Origin of the sequence: Paraburkholderia gardini (genome assembly GCF_907164575.1) — a bacterium.
Taxonomy (GTDB): Bacteria; Pseudomonadota; Gammaproteobacteria; order Burkholderiales; family Burkholderiaceae; genus Paraburkholderia; species Paraburkholderia gardini.
Window position 1 is genome coordinate 17,265 of record NZ_CAJQYY010000011.1, and the last position, 26,304, is coordinate 43,568.

The window sequence follows — 26,304 nt, forward strand, 5'->3', positions numbered from 1 at the left end:
TCTCCGGGTAATGATGGGGTGCTTACGATTCGAGTTGCGCGCCGCGCGTCTCGGGCAGCGTCAGCGCCGCCAGAATGACGACGCCGTAGGCGGCCGCGGCGAAGGTGCCGATCGCGATTCCGAGCGCCATTTTTTGCGCGACGAAGCCGATCAGAAACGGGAAGGTCGCGCCGACCGCGCGGCCGAAGTTGTAGCAAAAGCCCTGACCGGAGCCGCGAATCCGCGTGGGGAAGAGTTCGGTCATGAACGCGCCCATCCCAGCGAAGATGCCGGAGGCGAAGAAGCCGAGCGGGAACCCGAGCACGAGCAGCAGCGCGTTGCTCATCGGCACGCGGGTATAGACGAGAGCGATCACCATCGACGCAATCGAAAACGCGATGAAGTTCAGCTTGCGGCCAAAGCGGTCGCTGAGAAAAGCGCCGCACAGGTAGCCCGCATACGAACCGGCGATGATGACCGCGAGATAGCCGCCCGTGCCGACCACGCTGAGGTGCTGTTCGGTCTTGAGGTAGGTGGGCAGCCAGGTGGTGATCGCGTAGTAGCCGCCTTGCGTGCCGGTGGCGAGGATCGCGGTGCGCAGTGTGGTCGTCCAGACGCCGGGGCCGAAGATCTCGAAGAACGAACTCGTGTTGCCGGCTTCGGCGTCACGCTGCTTCTGTTGCAGATGGACTTCCGGTTCCTCGACGAAGCGGCGAAGGAAGATCACAAACGGCGCGGGCAAGACACCGAGCGCGAACAACGCGCGCCATGCGATATCGCCGGGCAGCAGCGAAAACACCAGCGTATAGAGTCCCGCAGATGCCGCCCAGCCGATCGCCCAGCCCGCCTGCACCATGCCGACCGCCTTGCCGCGGTCGCGCGGCCGGATCACCTCGCCGATCAGCACGGCACCCGCGGTCCATTCGCCACCGAAGCCGAAGCCCATCAAACCGCGCGCGATCAGAAGCTGGCTGTAGTTCTGCGCGAACGCGCACAGCAGCGTGAAAAAGGCAAACCAGACAATCGTGATCTGCAGCGTCTTGACCCGGCCGATGCGGTCGGAAAGGATGCCCGCGACCCAGCCGCCGAGCGCCGAAGTCAACAGCGTGACCGTGCCGATCAAGCCGGCTTCGCCCTTGCTGAGGCTCCACGTCGCGATCAGCGTCGGAATCACGAAGCTCAGGAATTGCGTGTCCATCGCATCGAGCGCGTAGCCGAGCTTGCAGCTCCAGAATGCCCGCCGCTCGCTCGCGCTGGTGTGCCGGTACCAGCCGAACATGCCGGGGCTCGCAGTCGTGTCAGTCATTCCGTGTTCGGCGGGTGTGCTTGCGTATTGCGCTTCCGTATTCATGCGTTTCTCCTGTGATGCCGCTAAACCGTGCGTCAGAACACCGCGAGCGATGCGTTGGGGATGTCGGTGACCAGCATGTGGCCGGGACGGTGCGCGATCGCGAACGGCAGCCGTGCGCTTTCAATGGCGCTTTGAGGCGTCACGCCGCAGGCCCAGAAAACCGGCAGCTCGTGTGCATGGATCGATACGGGATCGCCAAAATCCGGGCTCGACAGATCTTCGATGCCGAGCACGGCGGGATTACCGATATGCACCGGCGCGCCATGCACCGCCGGAAACCGGCTCGTGATCTGCACGGCGCGAATCGCGTGGGCGCCGCTCATCGGCCGCATGGAGACCACGAGCCGGCCGCCGAACCGGCCCGCTGCCTGATTCGCAACGTTGGTGCGGTACATCGGCACGTTGACGCCTTCGTCGACGTGGCGCAGCGGAATGCGTTCACGCGCGAGCATCTGCTCGAACGAGAATGAGCAGCCGATCGCGAAAACGACCAGATCGTCGCGCCATACTTCGCGGATATCGGCGGGCTGCTCGCACAACACGCCGTCGCGGTAGACGTTGTAGGCGGGGACATCGGTGCGGATATCGAGGTCGCGGCCCAGCATCGGCAGATCGAATTGCCCGGGTTGACCGACGCCGAGCAGCGGGCAGGCTTTTGGATTGCTCAGGCAGAAGCGCATGAAGTCCTCGGCGTAGGCGCTCGGCAGAATCGCGAGGTTGGCCTGCGCGAAGTCGCCGCAATACCCGGCTGTGGGCCCTGAAAATTCTTTGCTGCGAACTTGCTGGCGAAAGGCGTGCGACATGACGGCGATTCCGTTCGTGAGTGCGATGAAGTGCAGATTAGAGCCTACAAAATTGCTGCGCCAGCGAGTAATTCGTGCCGCCGCCGTTCAGGTTTTCCTAACAGTTTTATCCGGGTTTTTACGTAGCTGATGGCTGGTCGTGTATCGAGGCAAACCCTCGCAGGGCACCCCGGATGCAATGACAGGCGGGCATTCCGGCTGGACGATGCCAAGCAGTTCCGATGCGCGGCGAGTATCCGTCATGGGTTCTCGATACCGGCCAGAAAAGTGGCCCGTTTGGTGTGGATGGCGCTTTTTGTTAAGGCATACTGCAAGCCAGAAACGATAAAAATCCACCGATCTTCAGACCTACTCATGAACACGCGCTTTCTCGAAACCTTCGTGACGCTCGTCCAGCTCGAAAGCTTTCGGGCGACGGCGCGCGTGCTGCACGCCACACCGGCGACGATTTCGCTGCGGATCCGCTCATTGGAGGACGAGCTCAAGACGGAACTCGTCGACCGCTCGACCACGGGCTTCCGGCTGACGCCCTCGGGCCAGAATCTGCTCGGGCCCGCGAAAAACGTCGTCAATGCCGCGCGCGCCTTGCGGGAGGCGGCCGGCCAGGAAGTCGTGGTGGGCGGCAAGCTGCGCCTGGGCGTTATCGAGACCGTCGTGCATAGCTGGCTCGCGCACTACGTCACGCAGTTGAATGCCAGCTTTCCGCGGCTCGAAGTGGACCTGACCGTCGATTCCAGTTCGGTGCTGCAACGGCGTCTTTTGAGCGGCGATCTAGACCTCGTGATCCGGGTCGAGGGCATCGACAGTACGAAGGTCGTCTCGAGCGCGATTGCCAGTTATCCGGTTCGGTGGATCGCGAAACGGGGCTTGTTATCCAGGCGCGCCCAAGGACTCGCGCTGCGTGTACTGGAGCGTCCGGTGCTGACCTTTGGGCGCGGCACGGCGCCGCAAGTCACGCTCGAAAGCATCGTTCATGCGCTCGCGCAGCAACTCGGCATGCCACCCGGGCAAACGCGCATCACCTGTTCACCTTCGGTGGCCGCGATCGTTCAGTTGGTGCGCGACGGCTACGGCGTCGCCGCGATTCCCGGCCTGTTCGTCGCGGAGGCCCTGCAAAGCGGCGAATTCATCGAGTTGCCGCTCAAACCGGTGCCGCCGCCGATCATCGTGTCGATTTGCAAGCCGTTGGACGCGAGCCCGATGATTCATGCGGCCGCGAATGCCGCACAGCTTGCGTGCTCGGCGTATTGCCAGACGCGGCGCAAGGATCTGATCGAGGCGCTCTGATCGCTTCGATCGAGCCGCAACGGCAGCTTCGTTTTCGCGCGGTGAAAAAAGCGGTTCGTCTTGCGCCGACCCGGTTCGCTAATTGCGCGACGCAGACGGGCCATCAGTACGAGGATGGGATTTTTCAACCGTGACGGGAGTCGCAATGTTGCTGCTGCGTTCATTCAACCTGTCCGCAGGCGTGGCTTGCGCACTGCTGCTCGCATCCGCGACAGCCTTTTCGCGGCCTTGTCTAACGGCTGACGGCTGCCCGGGCTTGTTGCGAGTCGGCACCCATGACGACGATGTGCGGGCCGAACGTCACCGAGAGGAGCAACTGCGTGATGAACGTCTGCGGTCCGAGCGGTTGCGTGCCGATCGGTTGCGTTCAGACCGATTGCGTGCCGAACGTCTACGTGCCGAGCGCTTGCGCGAAGAGCGCCTTCGCACGGATTAACCCTCTGGCCGCATCGCGGCGTTGCCGTTCAAGGGGTGTTGTCGGCGACGCCGGGGTGATGAAGCGCATCTAACGCGCGGCAGGCATTGATGACCCGAACATGCTGCCGGCTCGGACCACTCGTCTGATCGAGCAGCGCTTCGATCGAATGTGCGTCCAGATCCGGCTGCAAGCCGAGCAGCAACGCGATGGTGCCGGTCACGTTCGCCGCCGCGAACGACGAGCCCGTGACAAAGTCATAATGTCCTCCTGGCGTGAGCGTCAGGATGTCACGGCCCGGCGCGTACGATAAACCCGTCTCCCTGCCGCGCGACCGCCAGAGTACAGTCTGTCGGACATGCCAAATGGGCGCAGCTACCGCATTTCTGTTAAACGCGAGGACGGCGACGCTTCAAGGCCGCCGGGCTATGTGTCCTCGCTGCTTCACGAGCATGTGAACGCCGGTGACGAAGTCAGACTCGCCGCGCCATACGGCACGTTCCATATCGACGTGAACGCGAAGACGCCGATCGTCCTGATCAGCGGCGGGGTCGGTCTGACACCGATGGTCAGCAGGCTCAGGCGCGCGATTCAGGACCCGCAGAGACAGGTGGTATTCGTGCATGGCGCACGAAATGGTGCGGTCCATGCAATGCGCGACAGGCTTCGGCAAACCGCGGCGACCTACGGGAACTTCAGGGCGGTGGTCTACTACGAAAACCCGCTGCCGGGCGATATAGCTGGCCAGGACTATGACCGCGCCGGCTTCATCGATCTCCATGAGCTGGGCGAACTGATTCTGCTGCCCAATGCGGACTACTACATCTGCGGCCCTATTCCATTCATGCGGTTGCAGCATGATGCATTGCGCGCGATGGATGTCCCGGAGACGCGGATCCATTACGAGGTCTTCGGTCCGGATCTGTTCGAAGAGTGAGAGTCGCGCCCGTCTGGGTGCTTCGTAAGGGCTTTTTAAAGGACGCCCCTCGGAGGTGCGCGGATATCTGGCTTAGCCAGAAGCGCGGCGTAGCCGTGACCCGGGATTGCGGGATGTCACGGTTGCTCAGTGCCCGTCTGCGGAACTAGCGCAGGAAGTGCTCGAACACGTCGAATGAGACCGGCTTGATCAGCCGCGCGTCGAAGGGCATGGGCTCTTCACTACGGTCGAATTCGACAAAGCCGGTGAGCGCGACGATCCGGCTGTATCGCAGCGCGCATCGCGCCCGCATGGCGCGACAGACCTGAACGCCATCCATGTCCGTGAGTGAGATGTCCAGAAAGATCAGATCAGGTGCTTCGCGCTCGGCGACTTCCAGCGCCTCGCGTCCGGTATACGCAATGAGCGGCTGGTGACCGAGGTCGGCAACGATCCCGGCGAGCACGTCTACCGTGTCACGATGGTCGTCGACAAGCAGCACTTTCATGGAGCCTCCGGATCACGCATGAACGGGAGCACCGTCTGCGCACGTGAAGCGCAGGGCAGCGCGAGAAACAGGACGTGCGAACGCCCGTGACGAGCCGGACGCCTGCAGCGGTCCGTCGGTGATTGCGCTGACGCTCATGGATCTCTCCAACGGTGTGTGCCGTGGCCCGCCAGGGGGCAGGTCCGATGGAGGCATAAATGTTCATCAGGCACGTCGTAGTATATGTGCGCTTACGACACCGGCAAAAATTTCTGTCTGATGTGAATCCTGATTTTCTACGTTTTCCTGAAAAAGAAATGCCTTGCTGCGTGATCTGGATCAAGAAAACGGACGAATTGCCGATAAGGCGTTGATGAAGCGGTAAAATTTCCGGCGCTTCCTGCCGCCGAACCAGGCATGCCTGATTCCGGAAAGAGACTTCGGCACCGGCAGGCGTGGCGCACTGTGGCCGGATTTTTCTGGAGAGCTGGAGATAGGGTGGAGACCGTGACCAAAAACAACCGGGCGCTTCCGCCTTGGGCTGGCCGCTTGTGGCGCGCCCGCCTCGCGCCCCAGGCGATTATCTGGGGCGGGATTTTCATCGCACTGGTCATGGTTTCGCTGTGCGCGACAGTGCTGTACCAGAGCCGACTCGATGCGATGGATCGCGCCCGCGAAACCTCGCGCAATCTTGCCCTGATTGCCGAGCGGGACATCGAGCGCAATTTCGAGTTGTACGCGCTGTCCCTGCAGGCGGTCGTCGACGGCATGCGCGATCCTGACATACTGGCTTTGCCGCCCCGTATGCGGCGGCAGATGCTGTTTGACCGTGCCGCGACCGCGAAATACCTTGGCTCGATGCTGGTGCTGGATGCGTCGGGCAATATCGTCATTGATTCGGGCGGCGATATTCCACGTAAGGACAACTTTGCCGATCGCCGGTATTTCACCGTCCAGCGGGATAGCCCGAACGTCGGCCTCTATATCAGCGATCCGTACGCCTCCCGACTGCGGGGCGGCTCGGGTTGCGCAGCCATGCCGTCGGCCGACCAGAAAGTGACGACGCCGAGCAGTGCGCAGATGAAGTGTCGAATCATCATGAAGGGTTCCTTGTTACTCGTCCTCGTCATTTGACAGCGGCCGATGCTTTCGAGATACGGCATATCCTGAAACTCTCTTTTCCGGAAATGCGCTTTGTTGTACGGAGACGCGAATCCAGGGTATTCATCCCTTTCGTGATGCGACACGTGCCGCCGTCAGCCGCGCATCGAGCGGCACGTAGTAGACGGTAAAGCTCGTTCCTGTTTCGCCGCGCTCTGCGTTCGTGCGAACGGTCACAAGTGCCGCGGCCTGCTGTACGACCGGCGGTTGCCTATTCAGACATGCATAACCGGTACGGGTCGGCTGTGATGTTCTGAAGACAACGTGGTGCCTCTTGACTGACGGCTCACCCCGGCGACACGGAGGATCGACACTGCGGAGCCGCCGCGCGGTGTGAGGCGCGAGGCCAGTTCCGCAGGCGCAAACATATGTGAACTGTTAAAAACCGCGTTAGATGAGATGCGCCAAACCGGATGCCAGGCCCAGACCATAAGGTGGGCGGTCGGTTGCTTCAGTCACGCAAGGGGGGACGTTGTCACGAGTGCTGCTTGGGTAGTCAGAGGCAGGTGCCAAGCGGACTGACCCGGGAACAGTCGGATCGGAAGGGACGGTCGAAACGTGACCCCGTTTTACGGATGGTGATCCGGCGGGATCAACTGACCTGAATGGCCAGTCCGCTGCGGTTCGACAGGTCCAGGACGTGTCCGCGGGGTGAACGGCGGTGATGCAAGTTCCGCAGTCAGTTCAAGCCGTATTCAGCTATCTCCTCCAGTTCCAGCAACGAACGCGGCAACTGTGTGCAAATAGCGGCACAGTGGTCCGGCTGGGGGAAACGTTAGATTGGTGCGGAATCTGGCGGTAGTCAGACGCAGACCCGCTTGCAGCAAGGCTCGGCGGCTGTGCGACTTGTGCGCAATCGGAGGGTGCGCAGGCTATTGATCAATATCGATCTTTCGAAACCAACCGCCAGATTCGCACGGAAAGTACGACAGCCCCGATGCTCAGTTGACAAGCTCGCACCTCACGACGGGCGCCGTATAGGGGGACGGGTATTCCGATTTGGGGCCGCTCAACACGCGCAGGCGCTGAGTGGCGAGCACCTCAGCCTTGCGCTGATCGCTCAGGTCGAGCGTCGTGCTTGTGACGCGCGCGGCATCCGCAGGCTCATTCACGGCACACTGCGCCGTTTTACCGTCGGGCAGACGTACGGTTGTCTCGTACGTGTAGTCGGGCTGCGCGGCGAGGCAGGCAGTGCTGCAAACAGTCACTGCAACCAGCACGACAAGCTTTGCAGGATCATTCACTTTCCTCTCCCTCAAAACTACATGATCGTTTGACCCGTTCCCACGAGGGCCGTTCGGGCCGTTTGGGAAAAGGCCGTTCTACAAGGGGGTGATCAGGCTGATCGCGAATTCCTGTCACAAGCGCCAGGGTTATATCGATGCACCGAATTAATCGGAAACATTGCAGCCGATGTCAATAATCAGATCGCAAATGACCGTGACGCGGTGACAACGGGCAGCGAGAAGAGAACGGCTAGAACAAAAAAGCTTACTCTCCAAGAACCGCACGCCGGGATCGAGCGCGACGTTGCTCCAGGCGCTGCGCGTAACATCCAACGAATTGACCGGGTCCGCAACCGCATCATGTCTGGCGAGAACGAGCAAAAAACTGCACGCGAGGAAAACGGCGCAAACGCGCCACATTGCCCTTGAGGGCTCGTGGCGCACCTCTTGGCTTCTGGCCCGACTATGGGTTGGACCTCCAGTTGCTCCGGCGGGTCGCGCTGCGGCCGGTTCGACCGGTTGCCCGTCCCACGCGGGGCCGCGTCGCACCGGTAGGGCGTGAATCAGTCGACCGGGGCCGGACCCGACCAACGAGCCCTCTCGCCGGACGAGAAGCGAACCTCAACCGGCAGATCATTGTCTTCGGCAAACCTGACAACGAAGTCAAAGGCTTCCGGACAAACGCTCCGGAGTTCACCGGACACAATCAGGCATTTCACGCCCTTATCGACAACAGGCATGGCGAGGCGCGTCGAGGCAATATGAATGCCGGGCCGACGCTCCCCGACGAACAGGATGATGACGCCCATCAGACGCTCGGCCCAGTCGCCGGGCCGGAAGACTGTCCGGTGGTGCGTGAGGCCACAGATCAGATAGTGTTCGCTTCTGTCGGCTACCGTCATGCGTCTACGGTCGATGGCCCGGACGCCATCCAGTTCGGCCTTCCGGGTTCAATGGCGGACGGCTTGTCTGTTTCAGCCAGCCGGAACACGGCCACCGCATGGTCGAGCGCGCGCGCCTGTTCTTCAAGAGACGCCGCCGCCGCAGCAGCCTGCTCGACCAGTGCGGCGTTCTGCTGGGTCGCGTTATCCATCTGCGTCACGGCGCGATTGATCTGATCGATGCCGCGCGACTGTTCTTCCGAGGCCACACTGATTTCGCTGACGATGGCGGTAACGTTGCAGGCCGCTGCGACGATTTCAGTCATTGTGTCGCCAGCGCGAGCCGCCAGGTCGGCACCGTTCTTCACTTTCGCAACCGAATCGCCGATCAGCTCCCTGATTTCCTTCGCTGCCGCGGCCGACCGTTGCGCGAGCGCGCGGACCTCGCCTGCGACCACTGCGAATCCACGCCCTTCCTCGCCCGCGCGCGCAGCTTCAACTGCTGCATTCAGCGCGAGGATATTGGTCTGGAACGCGATACCCTCGATCGCGCCAATGATGTCGACAATCCGGTTTGAACTCGACGACATGTCCGCGATCACATCGACAACCTGACCGACAACGTCACCCCCGCGGGCCGCGACTTCCGACGCGTTTTCGGCGAGCGCGCTGGCCTGCCGCGCGTTGTCGGCGTTTTGCCGGACGGTCGCAGTCAACTCTTCCATGCTCGATGCGGTCTCCTCCAAAGTCGCTGCCTGCTGTTCGGTACGGGTCGACAGATCGCCATTGCCACTCGCGATTTCGCGCGCGCCGTGCGTGATCGCCGCCGTCCCGTGTCGCACCTGCCCCACGGCGGCAGCAAGCCCCGCCTGCATTCGCGCAAGCGCAGCCATCAACCGGCCCATCTCGTTGGCGCGCAGTTTTTCGATCGCGCTTGTCAGATCTCCAGCCGCGATGCGCTCGAAATGATGAATTGCCCGATCAATGGGCCGCACGATCGACGCCGTCAACGCGAAACGTGCGAACAGGCCCAGTACGATCGCAGCGGATCCGATCGCGCCGAAGAGCCAGAGCAGCATATGAAAATGCCGTTGCGCTGACGCGAAACTCGCCTTTTGCTGCTCTGCCTGAAAATCCTCCAGCGCGAGCTCGGCGCTCCGGTAATCACTGAAAAGAGTGTCAGGTGCCTGACGCTGCGTCGTGCGAAAAGACATGAAATCGTTCTGGTCGAGCGCCGCAATTTCAGGCGCAAGTGCCTGCTTCATCAATTGATCGCGCTTCGCCCGCAGCGCGTCGGCCAGCTTCCTTTCGACCTCATTCGAAGGCGGTTGCGCCGCATAACCAGCCAGTTCCAAATCGCTGCTGGTCTGCTCGGCATGCACACGGGCGAGCACTGCGTCAGTCGGTTTGCCCTGCGCGACGAGCGTTTCGTACGCACCGAGATCGACGCGTACCTGCAGAAGCGCGTCGCTGCTGGCGGTCAGATGTCGCAGCGACGCCGTTTCCTCGCGGTACATCCTGTCGAGCGCCGTGTTGGCCGCTTTGAGTCCCGCGATCGACGTTACGATCACGAGCAGCAGCGCTGCTGTATAACCGGCGATGGTGACGGTCAGCGCAAACCGGATAGTGGTATTTCTGAACATGGCTGTCTTCCTCGACCCGCTGAGCAGAAAAAAATGCGGCAGACGGATAAATCCGCCGCCGCAAATTGGAGGAAATCGATCAAAAAGATCTACTGCGAGCAGCTGATGCCTGGATCAGAAACGTGTACGGACACCCGTGGCCACTTCGAGCTGGTTGTTGTGACCAAACGTTGTCGAGACCGTATAGCCGCCATGCAATTTCATGTAGTCGGCAGCCAGATACACCTCTGTGCGCTTCGAGAGGTGGTAGAAAGCCGACGCGTACACCGTTTCCTTGTAGCCGTTGTGAACCGCCGTGGCCGTCGTGTCGAACGCGCCGGAGTTGGCGTTCGGAATGTAGCCGTCGCTGTTGTAGGCGGCGTTCTTCACATGCATCTGCTGATAGCCGAGTTCATAGTCGAACGGCCCCTTTGGTGCGAGCTTGAACGACACCGTCCACGCATTGTCCTCCCGATCCGGCAACGCGCCCTGCTTGCCCGTGTAATGGAAGTAGCCGGCGTTGACACGGCCGATGCCGAAACGATAGTCACCCCCCACCGAGTACGTCTGATCGGTGAAGCCGCCGTTGTTCGTATGGCCGTAGAAGCCGCCGATGGAGGCCGGCCCAACATTCCAGCCGAGTACGGCCTGATAGCCCGAGCCGTTGGCGAACTGCGTCGAGTTACTGAACTGGTAGCCGGCGGCCGCATAGATGCCGTTGCTAAAGAGCTTGCGCCACTGGATGCCGTTCTCCGAACGCGTGCCAGTCGGGCCAGCCGCGTAGAAAACCATTTGCTTGAAGTTGTTGGAGTTGGTGTAGGCGCCTTCTTTCGGCGAGAACACCGCGCTGGTGTACGGGTCGGCGTAAAGTCCCGAGAAGTCCTTCGCAACGGTGTCCTGGAAACCGGCCGTCACCTCGCCGATCGTGGGGTTCTGGATGCCGACCCAGGAATCACGGTCGAAGAGCTGACCCGGATCTTCCATCTGGCCGTTAGCGGCGACGAATTCGCTCTCCAACTTGAAAATGATCTTGTTGCCGCCACCGATGTCCTCGGCGCCATGCACACCCCAGCGGCTGCCGCTGAACCACGGCTCGCCGTCGTGGCCCATGCCGATCACGTGCTTGCCGGCTGCGTTGGCATTCGTCGTGTAGGCGAGGGCACTCAAATCGATGAGGCCATAGAGTTGCACGCTCGACTGGGCGTGCGCGCCGCTCGACGCCATGGCGCCTGCCACGGCGGCCAGGGTTAGATACTTTTGCTTCAAGGTCATCTCCTCTGATTACTACGTTGAAATTTTTTTTCTGATTGCCGGCTGCAACTGCGGTCCGGACATCCGGATGACGGTCTCGTTTAGCCAATGAGCGCCATCCTAGTGACCTCAATCCTTCATGCAGCTTTCCCGTATCATTCGTACAACTAAGTGCATTTACTGATATACAGTGCTGATTTGGCACCCGCTACGCCGCATCCCTGCTGCGCAAAATGTAGCCAAGTCCACGCAATGTGATGATCTGTGCACTGGACGAGGCCAGGCGCCTTCGCAAACGGTGAATATAGATGTCGATCGCATCCGCGCTCAGCTCGTCGTCGACACTGAACGCGCTTTCCATCAGGGCTGTCTTCGAGACTGTTTTCCCCTGTCTCAGCATCAGGGCTTCGAGGATGGTGTGCTCACGAGGTCGAAGTGCCAGCGGCTGGTTGTGATGACAGAAATCACGTGTGTCGGGTATGTACTGCAGATCGCCACAAACAAGACAGTCCGACATGGCGTCTGCCTGCCTGCGGATCAGCGCCTTGATCCGCGCCACCAGTTCGCGTGCATCGAATGGCTTGACGACATAGTCGTCGGCGCCCGCGCTAAAACAGTCGACCTTGTCGTCTGTCGAGCCGTTGGCCGTCAGCATCAACACCGGCACCTGGTCGCCGCGGCGGCGCAATCGTGCCAGTACCTCCTTGCCGTCCATCCGTGGCAGCTGGATGTCAAGCAGGACCGCGTCGTAGCATTGAGTCCGCAGCACTCTATCCGCGCTTTCTCCGTCGCCCACGCAATCGACCACGAAGTTTTCAGCGCGCAGCAGATTGACAATCCATTGCGCGAGTTCCGCATTGTCTTCCACGAGCAGCAGCTTCATCGCTTTTCCTCAATCGCGCGACGCGCGCACGCCGATCGTGGCGGGGACCAATATGTTCAACTTTCTGTACTGGCCCACCGTGCCCGAATGAGAGCGGGCAAACCCGTGGACATTTGTTGACCCGGGTCCGGTGTGCCGGACATCTGTCGCGCCGCGAGGAGTGCGATCGAACCTTCGCGCGCCTCTGCTGGAATACCCGGACCGCTGTTCACAACGCACCTCATGACCTGGCCACCCGAAGGCGACCCGCATGTTTTCGGCACGGCAGCGAACTCGTCAGGGACAGCAGGTCCTCGTCTGCGTCGGTATCGTCATCCGAAGTTCACGCCAACAACAAGGCGATGTGCTTCACCAGACCGGCGGTCTGCGGCGTCGTGCCGTTCTGCTCCCTGAATCCAGCGACAATCATCCCTGCATCGTGACGATCAGAATGCCGCAGGCCGCCACTTCAGCAGACGCTTCTCCAGTGCGGTAAGCAGATAGTCGGCCGTGAGCGCGACCACCGCGAGCACGATCATGGCAGCGAACACGCCACTCGCATTGAATGCGCCTTGCGCCGTCGAGATCAGCAGGCCGATACCCTGCTTCGAACCGAGGAACTCGCCAACTACCGCACCGACCAGCGCGAAACCGAAGCTCACGTGCAGGCTCGCCAGAATCCATGACAGCGCTGATGGAATCACCACTGACGTGGTCAACTGACGTTTCGAGGCACCGAGGATCTGCGCATTCGCAATCATGTAGCGGTCGGCTTCACGCACGCCCTGGAATGCATTGCCGAACACGACGAAGAACACCATCACGACGGCCAGCGCGACTTTCGAGGCCATGCCCAAACCAAGCGCGATCACGAACACCGACCCCAGCACCACGCGCGGAATCGAGTTGGCGATCTGGATGTAAATGCTGAACACGTCGGAGAGCAGCTTGTTGCGACCCAGCACGACGCCACAGACAATGCCACCGACCGCACCGATGAGAAAGCCGATACCGGTTTCTTCGAGCGTGACCCAGACCTGCTGCAGCAGCGGGCCCTGCGAGGTGCCGTTCACGAACCAGTCCACGATCTGCGCAAAGATCGCCGAGGGCATCGAGAAAAAGAACGGATCGATCCATTTATACCGTCCGCCCATTTCCCATCCACCCAGCACGACGACCAGCACCAGTACCCTCAGCGCGATGATCAGAGCATGCCGCTGGCGCAGCCTGCATTGTGCGATTTTTTCAACTGTTGCCAGCGACGCGCTATCGAAGCCCGCCTGCAATGCGTATTCAGAAGTTGCCATGAATGTTGTTCCGAAGTCAGGTTTATCAGGCGATCCACGTCAGGCGATCTGCACTTCTTCGCGCAGGTCATGCCAGATATCGCGCGAAATTTCGATGAAGCGCGGCTCGTAGCGAACTTCCGACGTGATCCGCGGGCGCGGCAGATCGATCTCATAGACCTTCTTCAACGTCGCGGGTCGCGCGCTCAACACGAACACACGATCAGCCAGCGCGATCGCTTCTTCCAGATCGTGCGTGACGAACACTACCGACCCCGAATTCGCCGACCACAGCTGCAGCAGTTCGTCCTGCATCAACGTGCGGGTCTGCATGTCGAGCGCCGAGAACGGCTCGTCCATCAGCAGAATTTCCGGTTTGTTGATGAAGGTCTGTGCGAGCGCGACGCGCTTGCGCATCCCGCCCGACAACTGATGTGGATAGTGCTTACCGAACTTTTCGAGCCCGACGCGACGCAGCCATTCATTGGCCTCGTCGTGCGCGGCTGATTTCGAGCGGCCACGATACAGCGGCCCCGCCGCGACGTTATCGAGCACGGATCGCCACGGGAAGACCGCATCGGCCTGGAACACGAAGCCGATGCGTGGATCGATGCCGTCTACCGGCGCGCCCATCACGCGCACTTCACCGGTCGTCGGCTTCAGGAGCCCGGTAATCATGCTGAGCGTGGTCGACTTGCCGCAACCGGTCGGTCCGACGATGGCGACGAACTCGCCCTTCGCGACCGCCATGCTGAAGTCGCGCAACGCAATCGTCGCCTTGCCGTCCGGAGAAATGAAACGGCATGAGACCGAGCGGAACTCGATCACCGGGGCGTCCTGGGAAACAACTTGGTTCATCTGTACATCCGTGGAAGTGGCCGGTACCGCGAACGCGGCACCGGAAGCGTAACGAAACCGGTTACGTCAGGCACGTAGACGCAACCGGCAGGCGCTGACTTATTTCGCGCCAACGAACTCGTTGGTGTAGGTTTTCGCCAGCTCAATATGCTTGCCCTTGACCGACGGATTGAAGGCCGACAACACCTTGAGCACAGTCGTCGGTCCATCGGCCGGCATCTTGCCATCCGTCGTGAACATCGGCAGCGAAGCCTTCAGCGCACTCACGTAAAGCGGCTTGTCCTTCTGATAGTCGTCCGGCATCTTTGCGGCGATTTCTTCCGCGCTATGCGTGTGGATGAACTGCATCGTGCGAACGAACGCGTGCGCGAGCTTCGCTGCTTCAGCCTTGTGCGAATCGGCCCATGCCGCCTGCACATAGAGGCTCGACGCCGGGTAGGTGCCGCCCAACGCCGCCTTCGTGCCTTCGACCGAGCGCATGTCGACCAGCACCTTGGCGTCACCGGACTTCAGCAATGCGGACACGGTGGGCTCCGTCGTCATGCCCGCGTCGATACGGCTCTGCTTGATCGCCGCGATGAAGCTGGCGTCAGCGCCGACCGGCAGCATTGTGTATTCCGTCGACTGGATGCCGTGCTGGCCGGCGAGGTATTGCGTGAGAAAACTGGTTGATGATCCGAGACCGGTGACGCCAAGCGTCTTGCCCTTCACGTCGGCCATCGATTTGACTGTGTCGGCGGCCTTGGTCGAAACCATTTCCACTTCACCCGGCACCTGTCCGAACACGACAATCGCCTTGACGTCCTTGCCTTTGGTTTGCAGATCGATCGTATGGTCATAGAAGCCGACGACAGCCTGGACCGCGCCCGCGAGCAGTTCGTTTTCCGCATCAACGCCGGCCGGCTGCGACAGCAGTTCGACGTCAAGTCCTTCGTCCTTGAAATAGCCTAGCTGTTCGGTCAGGCGCGCGGGCAGGTAGATCAGCTTCGTGATGCCGCCGACCATGATCGTGATCTTCCCGCTGTCGGCGGCGGTCGCGTGCTGCGACGCAAGGCCGAACAGCAGGCTGGAAGCAATGGCGATCTGGCGCAACGTGCGAAAGCTAGGGGTCATCGATAGTCTCCATTATTGTCCGGCGCGGCGGAATGCCGCCCGTCTGCATCGATGGAGGCAATTCTAGGGGAACGAATCCTTCTGCCGACTTACACGGGGATGGGTTTTTCATACGGGATTTCCATGAGGGCCAGACGCGTTGCTATTCAAAAACGTCCCTTCCTGCTTCGATGACTTTCAAGGACGCAACAAACGACAGCGTCCCCGTCGCCGTCCGAAAACTGGCTAAACAACGCTCATTGCAGCGCGGCGCGTTGTCACGTTCCGGGTAGGTCAGAGGCTCAAAGCGCGGATCGAAACCGATGGCAAACAGCGACTCGGCGACTTACCGTCTCCTGGCGTGAAGCGGACGTGCTCCGTGCTCCCCAGTCAGGCAACCTCAATGAGCCGTCGCACGGGGGTCGACTGACGTTGAGTCGTCCGGCTCTGTTCGGAAGGGTGGGAACTGCCGCCGCTGCGGACATAACTATGCATTTTTAACGGAAACGGGTCTGACAAATGAATTCCGCATGTTTACCGTGTTGGCGATGACGACGCCTTCACGCTCCTGAGACCCGAGTTTTTGTGTCGACACTTTTTCACCGATGCATCGCTTGATGCGTGAGATCTGCGCTCCAGAGGCGTGCGCTTCCCTGTTGCGTTACTAACCCGTCGACGTAACAGCCAGCACCCGTCGTTGCGGATGCAGCAGGGTAGCGGGTTAACACCCATGATTTGGCGGCGGCACAGAAAGCTTGCAGAAGGTGTCCGGTTTCTATAATCGGCTTCAATCATCCAGAAAGCGCCGCGCATTTAAAATGCGGCGTCACCCCATATGCGTTGCCAGAGGTTTATCAACCATGCGGCAGCAGCGGAGGAACAGTGGGTGGACGGATGCTACGTCCCGGCGATGTGTTGCGTAGCGTCGGAATCACTGCGTGGCGCAGGCCTGCAATTCGCATCATCTGTGGAAGCAGCGATGAAAGATACCGAAATGGAGCGGTGGCCACTTGCGGCCCTCGTGTGTGTCTGTCTTGGCGGTCTGATGTTGAAGGCATGCGTGTTTGGGCAATGCGCGCCCACTCCTGCTGGCTTGGCAGCTCCTGCATGCGGCGACTTTCTGGTCTTTCTCGGTGGCGTTGGAAGTGCCGGACTCCTTTGTAGCAAGCTCTTCGGTCCAGCCAGGGTTGGGAGCACTCTTTTTTGGGTCTTCCTGGCGGGGATCATCGGCGCTGCGCTCCTGTTTTGCAGCGGGGCGTGAAGGAAGACATGTACATAGCGCGAATCATTAATCGACGCAGGAGGTGTCGATGACCGACGTCAGAATGTCGTTGCGTGCGGCCATCGACAAATGGGTGGGACGTACGGCAGCGTATCCCATTTTGGTCGTCCGACATGGTCATGCACGATCGAGGCGCTACGTGCATGTCGAACTCTCACGATCGCAGGCGGCGCACGTAATCTTCTTTTTTCGTCACGATAACGGCAACTGGAATGTCTTCCCACCAGACACTCGGCGCCCTACGATGAACAATTTGCAGTATGGGCTACGTGACGGGTGATGACGTCCAGATGGGCTTCGCATCCATAGACGATCTGTCGCATGAGCGCCGACGCCACCAGCAGGATCCACGGATCAGATCAAAGGCCGGCGCTCACTGGAACGCTTCGCTGCAATGCACCACGGCCGTCAACCGCAAAGAAACATCTGCGCAAACCAGTTCACACACCTCAACGCCCCCACCTGCGCCGGCGCAGCAACTCGCGGTCCAGCCCCGCTTCTGGGGGGCGCTTCAGAATTCGGAAAACAAAGCGCGCCAGGTCGTCGGAGCTTCCGTCTGACGGACGCTCCGAGGCTATCGCGCGGCGAAGGCCTGAGTCATCTGACGTGCCCGCTTGACCTCGTCACTTTGCAGGTAGATGGCAGATCGAATGGCGACGGTGATCGACGAAATCGTCGATTTGCACGGCCGCATTATCGGCAAGCTCTTCAATTTTGCGAAGAAGAAACATCAAAACCAGTTCCAGCAGTCCGGAAAATTAATCAACGACAAGGTGCGACAATACTGGAAAATCGGCCATGCGTTGCTGGCGGCCAAAGAGAGCAACGGCGACGCGTTCGCGGCGATTGAGTCCGTCATGTCCTAGTGTCCCGAGTTAAAAATACATTGCCTTATTTGCGTTGTGTACTAACCTGGGTTGCAGGGTTCGCAAATAAGCGAGGCGATGATGAGAGGAAGACCGAAGGCGCCACTGGTCTTGAGTGAAGCGGAACGCGAACAGCTCACGGCGCTGACAATGCGGCGCAAGACCGCGCAGGCGCTGGCGTTGCGCGCACGCATTGTGCTGGCCTGCGCCGAGGGCATCGACAACAGGACGGTCGCGACAAGACAGCGTGTTACCTCGCATACGGTTTCGAAGTGGCGTTCGCGATTCATCAATCACCGCGTGGACGGGTTGCTCGATGCACCGCGCCCGGGAGCACCGAGGACGATCGAGGACTCCCAGGTAGACGCGCTCATTGCACGCACGCTTGAGTCCGTGCCCACGGGAGCGACCCACTGGAGCACGCGCACAATGGCCCGCGAGATGGGGCTGTCGCAGACGGCCGTGACGCGGATATGGCGTGCCTTCGGGCTTCAGCCACACCGGCAGGGAACCTTCAAGCTCTCCAGCGATCCATTGTTTGTGGACAAGGTGCGCGATATCGTTGGGCTGTATCTGGACCCGCCGCTCAAGGCCATGGTGTTGTGCGTGGACGAGAAGAGCCAGATCCAGGCGCTGGACCGCACCCAGCCTATGCTGCCGCTGGCCCCGGGCATCCCTGAGCGGCGCACCCACGACTATATGCGCCACGGCACAACCACACTGTTCGCGGCGCTGGACATCTCCACGGGGGAAGTCATTGGCGAACTGCATCGACGTCATCGCAGCAGTGAATTCCTGCAGTTCCTGCGCACCATCGAGGCCAACGTGCCACCCCAACTGGACGTGCATCTGGTGATGGACAACTACGGTACGCACAAGACCTCCTCGATCAATACCTGGCTGGCTCGCCATCCGCGTTTCCATGCGCATTTCACCCCGACCTCTGCTTCGTGGATTAACCAGGTCGAACGATGGTTTGCCACGCTCAGCGAGACATACATCCGCCGTGGCACTCATCGCTCCACCCGGGAACTCGAACAGGCTATTCGCCAATACATCCAGATCAACAACACTGATCCGAGACCTTTCAACTGGACCAAATCGGCCGACGACATCCTCGCCAGTGTCAAGCGATTTTGTCTACGAATTTCTAACTCGGGACATTAGTATGTCGGACTGGAAAATAAACGGTGATGACCCATGCCTTTGCCAGCTGATGTTGAACTGCTCGCGGGTTTGAGCATGCATGTCCGGGATGTCGCGCCGCAGAAGCGTGCTCCGGTATCCGCACGTTCGCGTACCAGCGCGTTTACCGGATCGCGCATCCGGCTTCGGGAATATGAGCTGGTCGTGGTCGAGATTGGACCTTTTACGCACAGCAAAGGTGATACGGTGACCTTTCGCGCACGATCAGTGGGCGAGCCTGCTGCGCCGGCGGGCGCGATTCTGGATACGCGCTGGGGCGTGTGCGAGGTCGTGCCCTGAAAGGGCGGGAAACCTTCTCGCTGTGCGCTGATGCCCCGCTAGCGGGTGCGCATGAAACGCGCAATTGACGCCGAGTAGCGTTCCGGTCCGCATGCGTGCTGTCCACCTGGCGGCAGGGCTGCGGGATCGCGTCGGACTGGGGAGTCCCTTCGCAGGACAACAGGTGGCCATGAAGGGATCGTCGCCCGAAGCTTGCTTCGCGCGCAACGGTCATGCAGCAGAAGACGCAACGGGCCGGTTCAGTTCGAAAACACCGACCTAACCCGAGATAGAGCGGAAGCCTGGATCACGGCAGCAGCGCTGACTCCGTCAGACTTCCTGTTCCCTTCCCGGGGCGGATTCACGCGTCGCCCCATCTTTCGACCGTCAGTACGCACGGATCGTCCATCGGGAGATAAGATCAATCGGTGTCGCCGACACTGCCTACGGCACCCACGCTCTCTCAAGTACAATACCGATGCCAAGTAATTTTCCAATTGGATTCGTGCCTTCAAGATTCAGGATAACGAACTGGCGTACCTGACACTTAAACAGATCAACCTTCTCCTTTCTGCGCTGGTGACCTGCCGTAACAAACACGTCACGTTGGTGGCAAAGGTATGCCTTGCGACCGGCGCGCGCTGGGGCGAAGCGGAGGGATTGCGGCATTCGCAGATCAATGGTGGCCTGATCCAGTTTGTCAGAACAAAATCGAGCAAGGCGCGTGGAGTTCCGATCGACCGACAGCTTGAGAGGGAGTGGCGTGACCATCACCGCAGGCACGGGGAAAACGAACGGGTCTTCGGGCCTGCAATGTTGGCTTTTCGTGACGGCGTGCGGCGAGCGGGACTGACGTTGCCGAAGGGGCAGCTCACCCATGTGCTGCGTCACACCTTTGCAAGCCACTTCATGATGAATGGCGGGAGCATCCTCTCCTTGCAGCGCGCGCTGGGGCACCATAGCCTGGCCATGACGATGCGCTACGCGTACCTTTCGCCCGAGCACCTTGCAGAGACGCGTCACCTGAATCCGTTGGCGCGACTGAACGGGGTGGCTACTCGGAAGATGAGGGGGCGTCACGACGTGCGTCCGACAAGGAGCCGAAAGAGTGCGGCGCGCACCTCAACTCTAGCGGGATCGCGGGTGCCGTCACATGACAGGCGCAAGGAGACTGTTGCCGACCGGGATAGTGGTCTTGGCGTGTTCCAGGTTCGTCAGTAGGGATGGAGGGGTCACTTCCAGGTCCGGGCGAACGGTCGTTGCGGTGAACGCTCATTCAGCCAGGGACGTTCGATATCCGTTGTCGGTCAGACGACGGATACGTTGACATAGCTTTCGGCGGGATTGTCGATGCCTGATTTTGGGTCCGCTGTGGGCGCGACCGTCGTGCAATTGCCTCGCGGGGAAAGTCAGTGCGATTGCAATGCGCACTTGAACTGGCTACCCATGTGGCGGGCTTCGTCTTATTCCGGCGGAAAACGGATCTGCGAGAATTGCCGTCCCGCTAGGATCGCGCGCCGTTCGATCTCGGCTGCCGAGTCAATCAAACCCTGCCCCTCCATAAACGCCAGGAATGCGCGGGTGGAGACTTTGCGACAGTTCTCCGGTAACAGGAAACTGGCGCGCGCGATCTTGTAGTCCTCAAACAGAAAGACGCCAGTCTGATCTGCAGCAAGGCCGAAGCCACTCATCGCTTCCTGTATGGCGAGTTCGCCAAGATTGGCCTTCCGGACGGGCGAGACAGTTCCCGGCTGCATGTATCGGTGATAGATGGACGTTTCCAGAACAGGGATGCTGCTGTCGCGTGCCCATGCGGCGATCCGCTCGCTTGTCGGTGTCTCGTTGCGCGTGACCTCGTGCAGCACCATGTCGACCAGCGCGACTGACCAGCCCGATTTCAGCAGTAGATCAAGTGCATCAGCATAGGCGAGCGTAATCAGGGGGCCTGCATCAGGAAGCAAGGTGACGGAGGTACTCGCCATGGGCTAACTGCGCAACGCATTGAGGTCGTCAAGCATGCTGCGCGTACTGGCTTCCGGCAGGCGAGGCATTGGCAGATGGGCCTGAGCCATCAGCAGGAACAGGTCTTCGTCGCTGTCGATGCCGAGCGCCTGCATCGCCTGGCGGTCGTCGATCCGACCAAGCGAAAAATCGAGCAGGGTGCGGAAATTCTGATTGCCGCCTGCTTCGGCAGCTTCGAACGTCTCGACGAGATAACGGAGCTCGGCGTTAAACAGCGCGTTGACCGACGTGTCCGATTTCGCCGCAAGAATCTTGGCGCGCCTGAGCAGATCGCGATCGACGGCGCCTGTGAAGTTGACGGTTTCGGCCATGTTGGCGTTCTCCTTCGAATATGGATAAAGTTTAACACATATTTGTGTGATTCACATGATTGTGTGTAAGTGGGCCGCTTGGAGGCACCTAGTTCGGGGAGCTCACGCACGCGAAAGGAACCGTCGCAGGAAAGGTTCAACGAAGGTTCAACCGCAATGTGACGCTAAGTCGCCTTGAAGTAATGTATTGAAAGCCAAGCTATTGTTTTATAAGGCATTGATCGACTATAGTGATGCGTCAGGAAGGACTCGCAATCCGCCCCCGAAAGGACATCGTCGGTTCGACTCCGACCCGGCCCACCAGAGGTTTCCAGCCTTTTCGGAAGCACCAGAAATTTCCGCGATTCAAAGAGTATTCCTCAATTCACCGAGGAGGACTCTTTTCGCCCGTACGTTTCGGAGGCATGGTGCTGCACATTCAATCAGGACTTCGCGTACGATTCACGGGCGCACAGGGGATCCTGATATCCGACATGGTGTGCTGATTCCTCGATGGCAGGGGTTCAGCCGTCGCCACATCGCCTCCATGGGTTTTGTCTGCAACAACCACTTACCCCAGCAGTTTTTCCAACTTTCAGCAGATCGCCCACTTCCCCTCTGAAATGGATTTTTTCCCCTGAGTCGATCGATCTTGATATTCCCTTTGTGGATCGACTTCGCTAATCCGTTGAGCACGTGGTTAGCCAAACAACACTGCCTTCAACGCCAGGTAAGATTCAAACCGTTAAAGACAGAGTCAAAAACGGCCGTCATGCAACGCCTACGAATAACCCAACACTGCTGTGGATGCCGCGGCGCATGTCATGCGCCGGGAGGACGCCGGACAGGGCGGAAGGGAGGACGAGCGCCGGGGCCCGTTAGAAGATCACATACACCTTGCGCATGGTTTCCTCGACCTCCCACAGCCCTTCCGTATTGGCCTCAAAGAAGAGTGTGTCGCCGCTGGCGAAATGGACGGTCTCTTCGCTATCGGGCGTGAAGCGTCCGCGCCCGGCGAGGAAGTGCATCACCTCGGCTTGCTTCACCGAGCGACGGTACGTGCCCGCGGTACATTCGAAAATGCCGGTGTCGATGGCTTCGCTGCCCTTGATCACGCGCTGCACGCCCGATACCTGAATCGGCGTCGTGCCGGGCAGACCCGCCGTACCCCAGTTCTCCAGGTTCTGCAGGCTCACGCTTTGCTTGATGTGTTGAACCTTCATTCGTACGTTACCTTTTGAATGTGCCTGAGCCGATTCATCGGCCGCTCGTTTGAGTGCTGGTTTGATCGACGGTCTGCTCGATCTTGCCCAGCCGCACGACGGTGACGCCGGGCCGGAGTTGCCGCAGCGAGGGCATGACGAGCATGCAGTTGTCGTACGGCGTGCGTACCGCCTCGCCGTTTGACCAGCCGATGACCGTGCCGGCATGCGGAAAAATTTCCAGCCCTGTATACGGCGCCGCGAAGCGGAAGTCCATGCTGGTCGCCACCACCGGCTGCGTCACGCGGACGATGTGCTGGGCAGGCGGCAGCGGCGCAATCCAGCCGTCTGGTAGATCCGCTTCGTCCACCACGCCGGCCAGCAGCAGAAAGCGCGCGGTCGTATCGCGCGCCACGGCCACCGCGCTCGCTTCCCAATGCTGCCCGCACTCGATCAGCAACGCGTTTTTCGCGCTCTCCGCCGTGCCGAAGCCTTCGTAGTCGCGCATGCGCCGCCCTTCCGGGTGGCCTTCGTCGCAGATCACCGTGGCGGGCGTGCCGAGCCGCGTTGCCAGGTCGATACCTTTCCGCAGCGGTCCCGCCACGATCAGCGGCGCGCTTTTTTCATGCATCGAATGAAGATCGAGCAGGCAGTCGACGGTGTCGATCACCGGCCGCATTTCTCTTGCGCGCGCCAGTTCGCTGGACGTGCGCGACGTATCGTCGAGCACGGCGGCGGTCCATACGCGATTGAAGTCCTGGTCGACGAAGCGCGCCGAATCCGGCTTCGCACGATCGAAGCGCTGCCAGGCCGCGACGTTCGCAAAGGCCAGCGTCAGGCGTCCGCGGCGTGGGCGCAACTCGCGGCGCAGTAGTTCGTCCACGACGATCGCGCCGCACACCTCATTGCCGTGCGTGAGCGCGTTGATCATCACATGCGGTCCCGGCACGCCCGAGTCAAACGTATGCACATAAGCAATACCGGACGACGATTGCTCGTGAGCCAGGATATCGGGAAAGTCGACTTCAATGGGATAGGCTTTCGTGTTCATTCGAGATTGCCCTGGCAGAGGTATTTGATTGACAGATAGTCGTCCAGGCCGTACTTCGAGCCTTCGCGTCCATAACCCGATTCCTTCACGCCGCCGAATGGCGCTGCCTCGCTCGACACGCTGCCTTCATTGATGCCGACAATGCCTGCTTCGAGTGCGCGCGAGACCCGGTCGATCCGCTTCACGCTTTCGCTATAGAAATAGGCAGCGAGGCCGAACGGTGTGTCGTTCGCAGCCTGAATGGCTTCGGCTTCATCGTCGAAACGGAACAGCGGCACAACCGGGCCGAAGGTTTCCTCGCCATTCAACAGCATGCTGGCGCTGGCGTCGGCGAGCACGGTGGGCGCGTAGTAGTGCGGGCCCAGCCCGGTCAGGCGCTTGCCGCCGGTCAGCACGCGTGCGCCGTGCGACACGGCATCCTCGACGTGGCGGGCGATCTTGTCCAGCGCGCGGCTGTTGATCATCGGGCCGATCTGCGCGGCCGGATCGGTGGCGGGCGCCACCCTCAATGCGCCGACGCGCCCGGCCAGCATGCCGGCAAAACGCTCGTACACACCCGCTTGCACATACACGCGATTCGGACAGACACAGGTCTGTCCACCGTTGCGAAATTTCGAGGCTAGCAGGCCGGTGACAGCGGCGTCGAGGTCGGCGTCGTCGAACACGATGAAGGGCGCATTGCCGCCCAGTTCCAGCGAGAGCTTCTTGAGCGTGTCCGCCGATTCACGCGCCAGATACTTGCCGACCGGCGTCGATCCGGTGAAGGTGATCTTGCGCACACGCCCGTCGTGAAGCCAGTCCGCGACGGTCGCGAACGCGTGATCGCGCGACGCCGTGATCAGGTTCAGCACGCCCGCCGGCACGCCGGCTTCATGCGCGAGCAAGACCAGCGCAGAGGCGGTGAGCGGCGTATCTTCGGCGGGCTTGGCGACCACCGTGCAACCGGCCGCGAGCGCCGGGGCAATCTTGCGCGCGATCATCGCGAGCGGGAAATTCCACGGCGTGATCGCCGCGACGATGCCGATCGGTTCTTTCACCGCCGTCATGCGCTTGCCGCGCTGCTGTTGCGGAATCACATCGCCGTAAATGCGGGTGGCTTCGTCCGCGAACCAGGCGACATACGAGGCGCCGTACGCGACTTCGCCTTTGCCCTCTGCGAGCGGTTTGCCCTGTTCGAGCGAGATCAGCGCGCCGAGCGCGTCCTGATTCGCCAGGATCAGCGCGTGCCAGCGATGCAACACCGCCGCGCGCTCCTTCGGCAGCAGAGCGCGCCATGCCGGCAGCGCGCGGGCGGCCGCATCGGTGGCCGCGCGTGCGTCGGCGGGACTGCTGTCGGCCACCTGCGTGATCGTCTCGCCGGTGGCGGGGTTCGTCACGGCAAAGCGGACATTGTCTTGCGCCGCGGTCCACTTGCCATCGATGAAATTGTCTGGGCGAATCAATTCGCCCAGTTCGAATGTGCGTGCCACGACAGTGCCTGCCATAGTGCCTCCCATTGCTTAAGACAGTTTCGCCGCGATGGCCTGGCCCACCTCGGTCGTGTTTGCCTTGCCACCGAGGTCGCCCGTATGCGGACCTTCGATCAGCGTCGCTTCGATCGCCGCGAGAATCGCGTCGTGCGCCTCGCGTTCCTTGCCCTCGTGATTGCCGAGGAAGTCGAGCATCATCGCGGCCGACCAGATCATCGCGACCGGATTGGCGATGTTCTTGCCGGCGATGTCGGGCGCCGAGCCGTGCACCGGCTCGAACAGCGAAGGAAACCTGCGATCCGGATTCAGGTTGGCCGATGGCGCGAGGCCGATCGTGCCGGTGCAGGCGGGGCCCAGATCGGACAGGATGTCGCCGAACAGATTGGTCGCCACCACCACGTCGAAGCGATCCGGATTCAGCACGAAACGGGCGCAGAGAATGTCGATATGCTGCTTGTCCCACGCCACATCCGGATAGTGCGCCGCGATGCCGGCCGCGCATTTGTCCCACCAGGGCATGCTGATGGCGATGCCGTTGCTCTTGGTGGCGACGGTGATCTTCTTGCGTTCGCGCCGTTGCGCGAGGTCGAACGCGAACTTCAGCACGCGCTCGCTGCCATGCCGTGTGAAAACGGATTCCTGCAGCACGAATTCACGCTCCGTGCCTTCGAACATCACGCCGCCCACCGACGAATATTCGCCCTCGGTGTTCTCCCGCACGATCCAGAAATCGATGTCGCCCGCCTTGCGGCCGGCAAGCGGCGAAGGTACGCCGGCAAAAAGACGCGCGGGACGCAGGTTGATGTACTGATCGAATTCGCGGCGGAATTTCAGCAGCGACCCCCACAACGAAATATGATCGGGTACGGTGTCGGGCCAGCCGACCGCGCCGAACAGAATCGCATCGACGGATTGCAGTTGCGCTTTCCAGTCGTCCGGCATCATCTTGCCGTGTTTCGCGTAGTACTCGCAGCTCGCCCATTCAATGTGCTGGTATTCCAGTTCGATGCCAAAGCGCTGCTTCACCGAGTCCAGCACGCGAATCGCTTCGGGCATCACTTCGACACCGATGCCGTCGCCGGGTATGACCGCGATCCGATATTTTTTCGACATGTTCCTGCTCCTCCATTGGGGCGTTCGGCGATTGAATAGTGGTTATTTTATTCCTGCTGTTCAAGCCT

23 protein-coding genes and 4 pseudogenes are annotated in these 26,304 nt (G+C 60.7%); 9 read left to right on the forward strand and 18 right to left on the reverse strand.

Features of this window, described 5'->3' with window-relative positions; all coding sequences use genetic code 11:
- Positions 1-22: 22 nt before the first annotated feature.
- Together LPA34_RS10940 and LPA34_RS10945 are read right to left on the reverse strand one after the other, a co-directional pair.
- Positions 23-1,330 (reverse strand): MFS transporter, encoded by a 1,308-nt coding sequence (locus tag LPA34_RS10940; protein WP_228977919.1) that lies wholly within the window; start codon positions 1,328-1,330, stop codon positions 23-25.
- Positions 1,331-1,362: 32 nt separating this feature from the next.
- Positions 1,363-2,133: a putative hydro-lyase gene (locus LPA34_RS10945; protein ID WP_228977921.1), complete on the reverse strand. Its 771-nt coding sequence runs from the start codon at positions 2,131-2,133 to the stop codon at positions 1,363-1,365.
- 354 nt (positions 2,134-2,487) lie between these two features.
- On the opposite strand from LPA34_RS10945, the gene LPA34_RS10950 reads away from it, so the two are divergent.
- Positions 2,488-3,420 (forward strand): LysR family transcriptional regulator, encoded by a 933-nt coding sequence (locus tag LPA34_RS10950; RefSeq protein WP_228977922.1) that lies wholly within the window; start codon positions 2,488-2,490, stop codon positions 3,418-3,420.
- A gap of 145 nt (positions 3,421-3,565) precedes the next feature.
- Entirely contained in the window at positions 3,566-3,856 is a 291-nt protein-coding gene (locus tag LPA34_RS10955) for a hypothetical protein (protein WP_228977924.1), read from the forward strand.
- Between the two features lie 28 nt (positions 3,857-3,884).
- On the opposite strand, the gene LPA34_RS10960 is transcribed toward LPA34_RS10955, so the two are convergent.
- The gene (locus LPA34_RS10960) at positions 3,885-4,202 is read right to left on the reverse strand and encodes a S8 family serine peptidase (RefSeq protein ID WP_324251728.1); all 318 of its coding nucleotides are present in this window, start codon (positions 4,200-4,202) and stop codon (positions 3,885-3,887) included.
- Between LPA34_RS10960 and LPA34_RS10965 the strand changes: the two are divergent.
- A pseudogene (locus LPA34_RS10965) lies at positions 4,176-4,772 on the forward strand (NO-inducible flavohemoprotein); the annotation flags it as partial. The gene LPA34_RS10960 and the pseudogene LPA34_RS10965 overlap by 27 nt on opposite strands.
- Before the next feature lie 145 nt (positions 4,773-4,917).
- Here the strand turns inward: LPA34_RS10965 and LPA34_RS10970 are convergent.
- Positions 4,918-5,259 (reverse strand): response regulator, encoded by a 342-nt coding sequence (locus LPA34_RS10970; protein ID WP_228977928.1) that lies wholly within the window; start codon positions 5,257-5,259, stop codon positions 4,918-4,920.
- Positions 5,260-5,787: 528 nt separating this feature from the next.
- On the opposite strand from LPA34_RS10970, the pseudogene LPA34_RS10975 reads away from it, so the two are divergent.
- Positions 5,788-6,276: pseudogene (locus tag LPA34_RS10975) on the forward strand (PDC sensor domain-containing protein); the annotation flags it as partial.
- A gap of 1,064 nt (positions 6,277-7,340) precedes the next feature.
- Here LPA34_RS10975 and LPA34_RS10980 read toward each other — a convergent pair.
- The 8 genes from LPA34_RS10980 to LPA34_RS11015 all read right to left on the reverse strand — a co-directional run bounded on the left by LPA34_RS10980 (position 7,341) and on the right by LPA34_RS11015 (position 15,498).
- Positions 7,341-7,643 (reverse strand): hypothetical protein, encoded by a 303-nt coding sequence (locus tag LPA34_RS10980; RefSeq protein WP_228977931.1) that lies wholly within the window; start codon positions 7,641-7,643, stop codon positions 7,341-7,343.
- Between the two features lie 545 nt (positions 7,644-8,188).
- A complete protein-coding gene (locus LPA34_RS10985; RefSeq protein WP_228977932.1) occupies positions 8,189-8,527 on the reverse strand; it encodes a DUF3579 domain-containing protein in 339 nt (112 codons plus the stop codon).
- Positions 8,524-10,149 carry a methyl-accepting chemotaxis protein gene (locus LPA34_RS10990; protein WP_228977934.1) on the reverse strand — a complete coding sequence of 542 codons (1,626 nt, stop codon included), beginning with the start codon at positions 10,147-10,149 and terminating at the stop codon, positions 8,524-8,526. The genes LPA34_RS10985 and LPA34_RS10990 overlap by 4 nt, the downstream gene beginning before the upstream one ends.
- 114 nt (positions 10,150-10,263) lie before the next feature.
- A complete protein-coding gene (locus LPA34_RS10995; protein WP_324251726.1) occupies positions 10,264-11,394 on the reverse strand; it encodes a porin in 1,131 nt (376 codons plus the stop codon).
- A 193-nt stretch (positions 11,395-11,587) separates the two neighbouring features.
- Positions 11,588-12,262: a response regulator gene (locus tag LPA34_RS11000; RefSeq protein WP_228977939.1), complete on the reverse strand. Its 675-nt coding sequence runs from the start codon at positions 12,260-12,262 to the stop codon at positions 11,588-11,590.
- A 425-nt stretch (positions 12,263-12,687) separates the two neighbouring features.
- Positions 12,688-13,548 (reverse strand): ABC transporter permease, encoded by an 861-nt coding sequence (locus tag LPA34_RS11005; RefSeq protein ID WP_228977941.1) that lies wholly within the window; start codon positions 13,546-13,548, stop codon positions 12,688-12,690.
- 39 nt (positions 13,549-13,587) lie between these two features.
- The gene (locus LPA34_RS11010) at positions 13,588-14,385 is read right to left on the reverse strand and encodes an ABC transporter ATP-binding protein (RefSeq protein WP_211617431.1); all 798 of its coding nucleotides are present in this window, start codon (positions 14,383-14,385) and stop codon (positions 13,588-13,590) included.
- Positions 14,386-14,484: 99 nt separating this feature from the next.
- On the reverse strand, positions 14,485-15,498 hold the full coding sequence (locus LPA34_RS11015; protein ID WP_200567990.1) for an ABC transporter substrate-binding protein: 1,014 nt from the start codon (positions 15,496-15,498) through the stop codon (positions 14,485-14,487).
- Positions 15,499-17,409: 1,911 nt separating this feature from the next.
- On the opposite strand from LPA34_RS11015, the pseudogene LPA34_RS11020 reads away from it, so the two are divergent.
- From LPA34_RS11020 to LPA34_RS11040, 5 genes and pseudogenes are all read left to right on the forward strand, one after another.
- A pseudogene (locus LPA34_RS11020) lies at positions 17,410-17,622 on the forward strand (hypothetical protein); the annotation flags it as partial.
- 81 nt (positions 17,623-17,703) lie between these two features.
- Positions 17,704-18,792 carry an IS630 family transposase gene (locus tag LPA34_RS11025; RefSeq protein ID WP_228977943.1) on the forward strand — a complete coding sequence of 363 codons (1,089 nt, stop codon included), beginning with the start codon at positions 17,704-17,706 and terminating at the stop codon, positions 18,790-18,792.
- A 33-nt stretch (positions 18,793-18,825) separates the two neighbouring features.
- Positions 18,826-19,110, forward strand: a complete 285-nt coding sequence (locus LPA34_RS11030) for a hypothetical protein (protein WP_228977946.1) — start codon at positions 18,826-18,828, stop codon at positions 19,108-19,110.
- A gap of 191 nt (positions 19,111-19,301) precedes the next feature.
- A pseudogene (locus LPA34_RS11035) lies at positions 19,302-19,561 on the forward strand (site-specific integrase); the annotation flags it as partial.
- Between the two features lie 107 nt (positions 19,562-19,668).
- Entirely contained in the window at positions 19,669-20,310 is a 642-nt protein-coding gene (locus LPA34_RS11040) for a tyrosine-type recombinase/integrase (RefSeq protein WP_228977947.1), read from the forward strand.
- Positions 20,311-20,552: 242 nt separating this feature from the next.
- Here LPA34_RS11040 and LPA34_RS11045 read toward each other — a convergent pair whose 3' ends face one another.
- The 6 genes from LPA34_RS11045 to LPA34_RS11070 all read right to left on the reverse strand — a co-directional run bounded on the left by LPA34_RS11045 (position 20,553) and on the right by LPA34_RS11070 (position 26,236).
- Positions 20,553-21,071, reverse strand: a complete 519-nt coding sequence (locus LPA34_RS11045; RefSeq protein WP_228977949.1) for a hypothetical protein — start codon at positions 21,069-21,071, stop codon at positions 20,553-20,555.
- Positions 21,072-21,074: 3 nt separating this feature from the next.
- On the reverse strand, positions 21,075-21,422 hold the full coding sequence (locus LPA34_RS11050; protein WP_228977951.1) for a hypothetical protein: 348 nt from the start codon (positions 21,420-21,422) through the stop codon (positions 21,075-21,077).
- 857 nt (positions 21,423-22,279) lie between these two features.
- Positions 22,280-22,624, reverse strand: a complete 345-nt coding sequence (locus LPA34_RS11055; protein WP_228977952.1) for a cupin domain-containing protein — start codon at positions 22,622-22,624, stop codon at positions 22,280-22,282.
- A 34-nt stretch (positions 22,625-22,658) separates the two neighbouring features.
- Complete coding sequence (locus tag LPA34_RS11060; RefSeq protein WP_228977954.1) at positions 22,659-23,654, reverse strand: M14 family metallopeptidase; 996 nt, start codon at positions 23,652-23,654, stop codon at positions 22,659-22,661.
- A complete protein-coding gene (locus LPA34_RS11065; RefSeq protein WP_228977956.1) occupies positions 23,651-25,138 on the reverse strand; it encodes an NAD-dependent succinate-semialdehyde dehydrogenase in 1,488 nt (495 codons plus the stop codon). Before LPA34_RS11065 ends, LPA34_RS11060 begins: the two co-directional genes overlap by 4 nt.
- Positions 25,139-25,153: 15 nt before the next feature.
- Positions 25,154-26,236: a tartrate dehydrogenase gene (locus tag LPA34_RS11070; protein ID WP_228977959.1), complete on the reverse strand. Its 1,083-nt coding sequence runs from the start codon at positions 26,234-26,236 to the stop codon at positions 25,154-25,156.
- Positions 26,237-26,304: the final 68 nt, after the last annotated feature.

What these genes read in the sequence shown, in the direction of transcription:
- LPA34_RS10940 (WP_228977919.1), bottom strand. Translation starts at nt 1,330, where the DNA reads ATGAATACGGAAGCGCAATACGCAAGCACACCCGCCGAACACGGAATG.
- LPA34_RS10945 (WP_228977921.1), bottom strand. Translation starts at nt 2,133, where the DNA reads ATGTCGCACGCCTTTCGCCAGCAAGTTCGCAGCAAAGAATTTTCAGGG.
- LPA34_RS10950 (WP_228977922.1), top strand. Translation starts at nt 2,488, where the DNA reads ATGAACACGCGCTTTCTCGAAACCTTCGTGACGCTCGTCCAGCTCGAA.
- LPA34_RS10955 (WP_228977924.1), top strand. Translation starts at nt 3,566, where the DNA reads ATGTTGCTGCTGCGTTCATTCAACCTGTCCGCAGGCGTGGCTTGCGCA.
- LPA34_RS10970 (WP_228977928.1), bottom strand. Translation starts at nt 5,259, where the DNA reads ATGAAAGTGCTGCTTGTCGACGACCATCGTGACACGGTAGACGTGCTC.
- LPA34_RS10985 (WP_228977932.1), bottom strand. Translation starts at nt 8,527, where the DNA reads ATGACGGTAGCCGACAGAAGCGAACACTATCTGATCTGTGGCCTCACG.
- LPA34_RS10990 (WP_228977934.1), bottom strand. Translation starts at nt 10,149, where the DNA reads ATGTTCAGAAATACCACTATCCGGTTTGCGCTGACCGTCACCATCGCC.
- LPA34_RS11000 (WP_228977939.1), bottom strand. Translation starts at nt 12,262, where the DNA reads ATGAAGCTGCTGCTCGTGGAAGACAATGCGGAACTCGCGCAATGGATT.
- LPA34_RS11005 (WP_228977941.1), bottom strand. Translation starts at nt 13,548, where the DNA reads ATGGCAACTTCTGAATACGCATTGCAGGCGGGCTTCGATAGCGCGTCG.
- LPA34_RS11010 (WP_211617431.1), bottom strand. Translation starts at nt 14,385, where the DNA reads ATGAACCAAGTTGTTTCCCAGGACGCCCCGGTGATCGAGTTCCGCTCG.
- LPA34_RS11015 (WP_200567990.1), bottom strand. Translation starts at nt 15,498, where the DNA reads ATGACCCCTAGCTTTCGCACGTTGCGCCAGATCGCCATTGCTTCCAGC.
- LPA34_RS11025 (WP_228977943.1), top strand. Translation starts at nt 17,704, where the DNA reads ATGATGAGAGGAAGACCGAAGGCGCCACTGGTCTTGAGTGAAGCGGAA.
- LPA34_RS11030 (WP_228977946.1), top strand. Translation starts at nt 18,826, where the DNA reads ATGCCTTTGCCAGCTGATGTTGAACTGCTCGCGGGTTTGAGCATGCAT.
- LPA34_RS11045 (WP_228977949.1), bottom strand. Translation starts at nt 21,071, where the DNA reads ATGGCGAGTACCTCCGTCACCTTGCTTCCTGATGCAGGCCCCCTGATT.
- LPA34_RS11050 (WP_228977951.1), bottom strand. Translation starts at nt 21,422, where the DNA reads ATGGCCGAAACCGTCAACTTCACAGGCGCCGTCGATCGCGATCTGCTC.
- LPA34_RS11055 (WP_228977952.1), bottom strand. Translation starts at nt 22,624, where the DNA reads ATGAAGGTTCAACACATCAAGCAAAGCGTGAGCCTGCAGAACCTGGAG.
- LPA34_RS11060 (WP_228977954.1), bottom strand. Translation starts at nt 23,654, where the DNA reads ATGAACACGAAAGCCTATCCCATTGAAGTCGACTTTCCCGATATCCTG.
- LPA34_RS11065 (WP_228977956.1), bottom strand. Translation starts at nt 25,138, where the DNA reads ATGGCAGGCACTGTCGTGGCACGCACATTCGAACTGGGCGAATTGATT.
- LPA34_RS11070 (WP_228977959.1), bottom strand. Translation starts at nt 26,236, where the DNA reads ATGTCGAAAAAATATCGGATCGCGGTCATACCCGGCGACGGCATCGGT.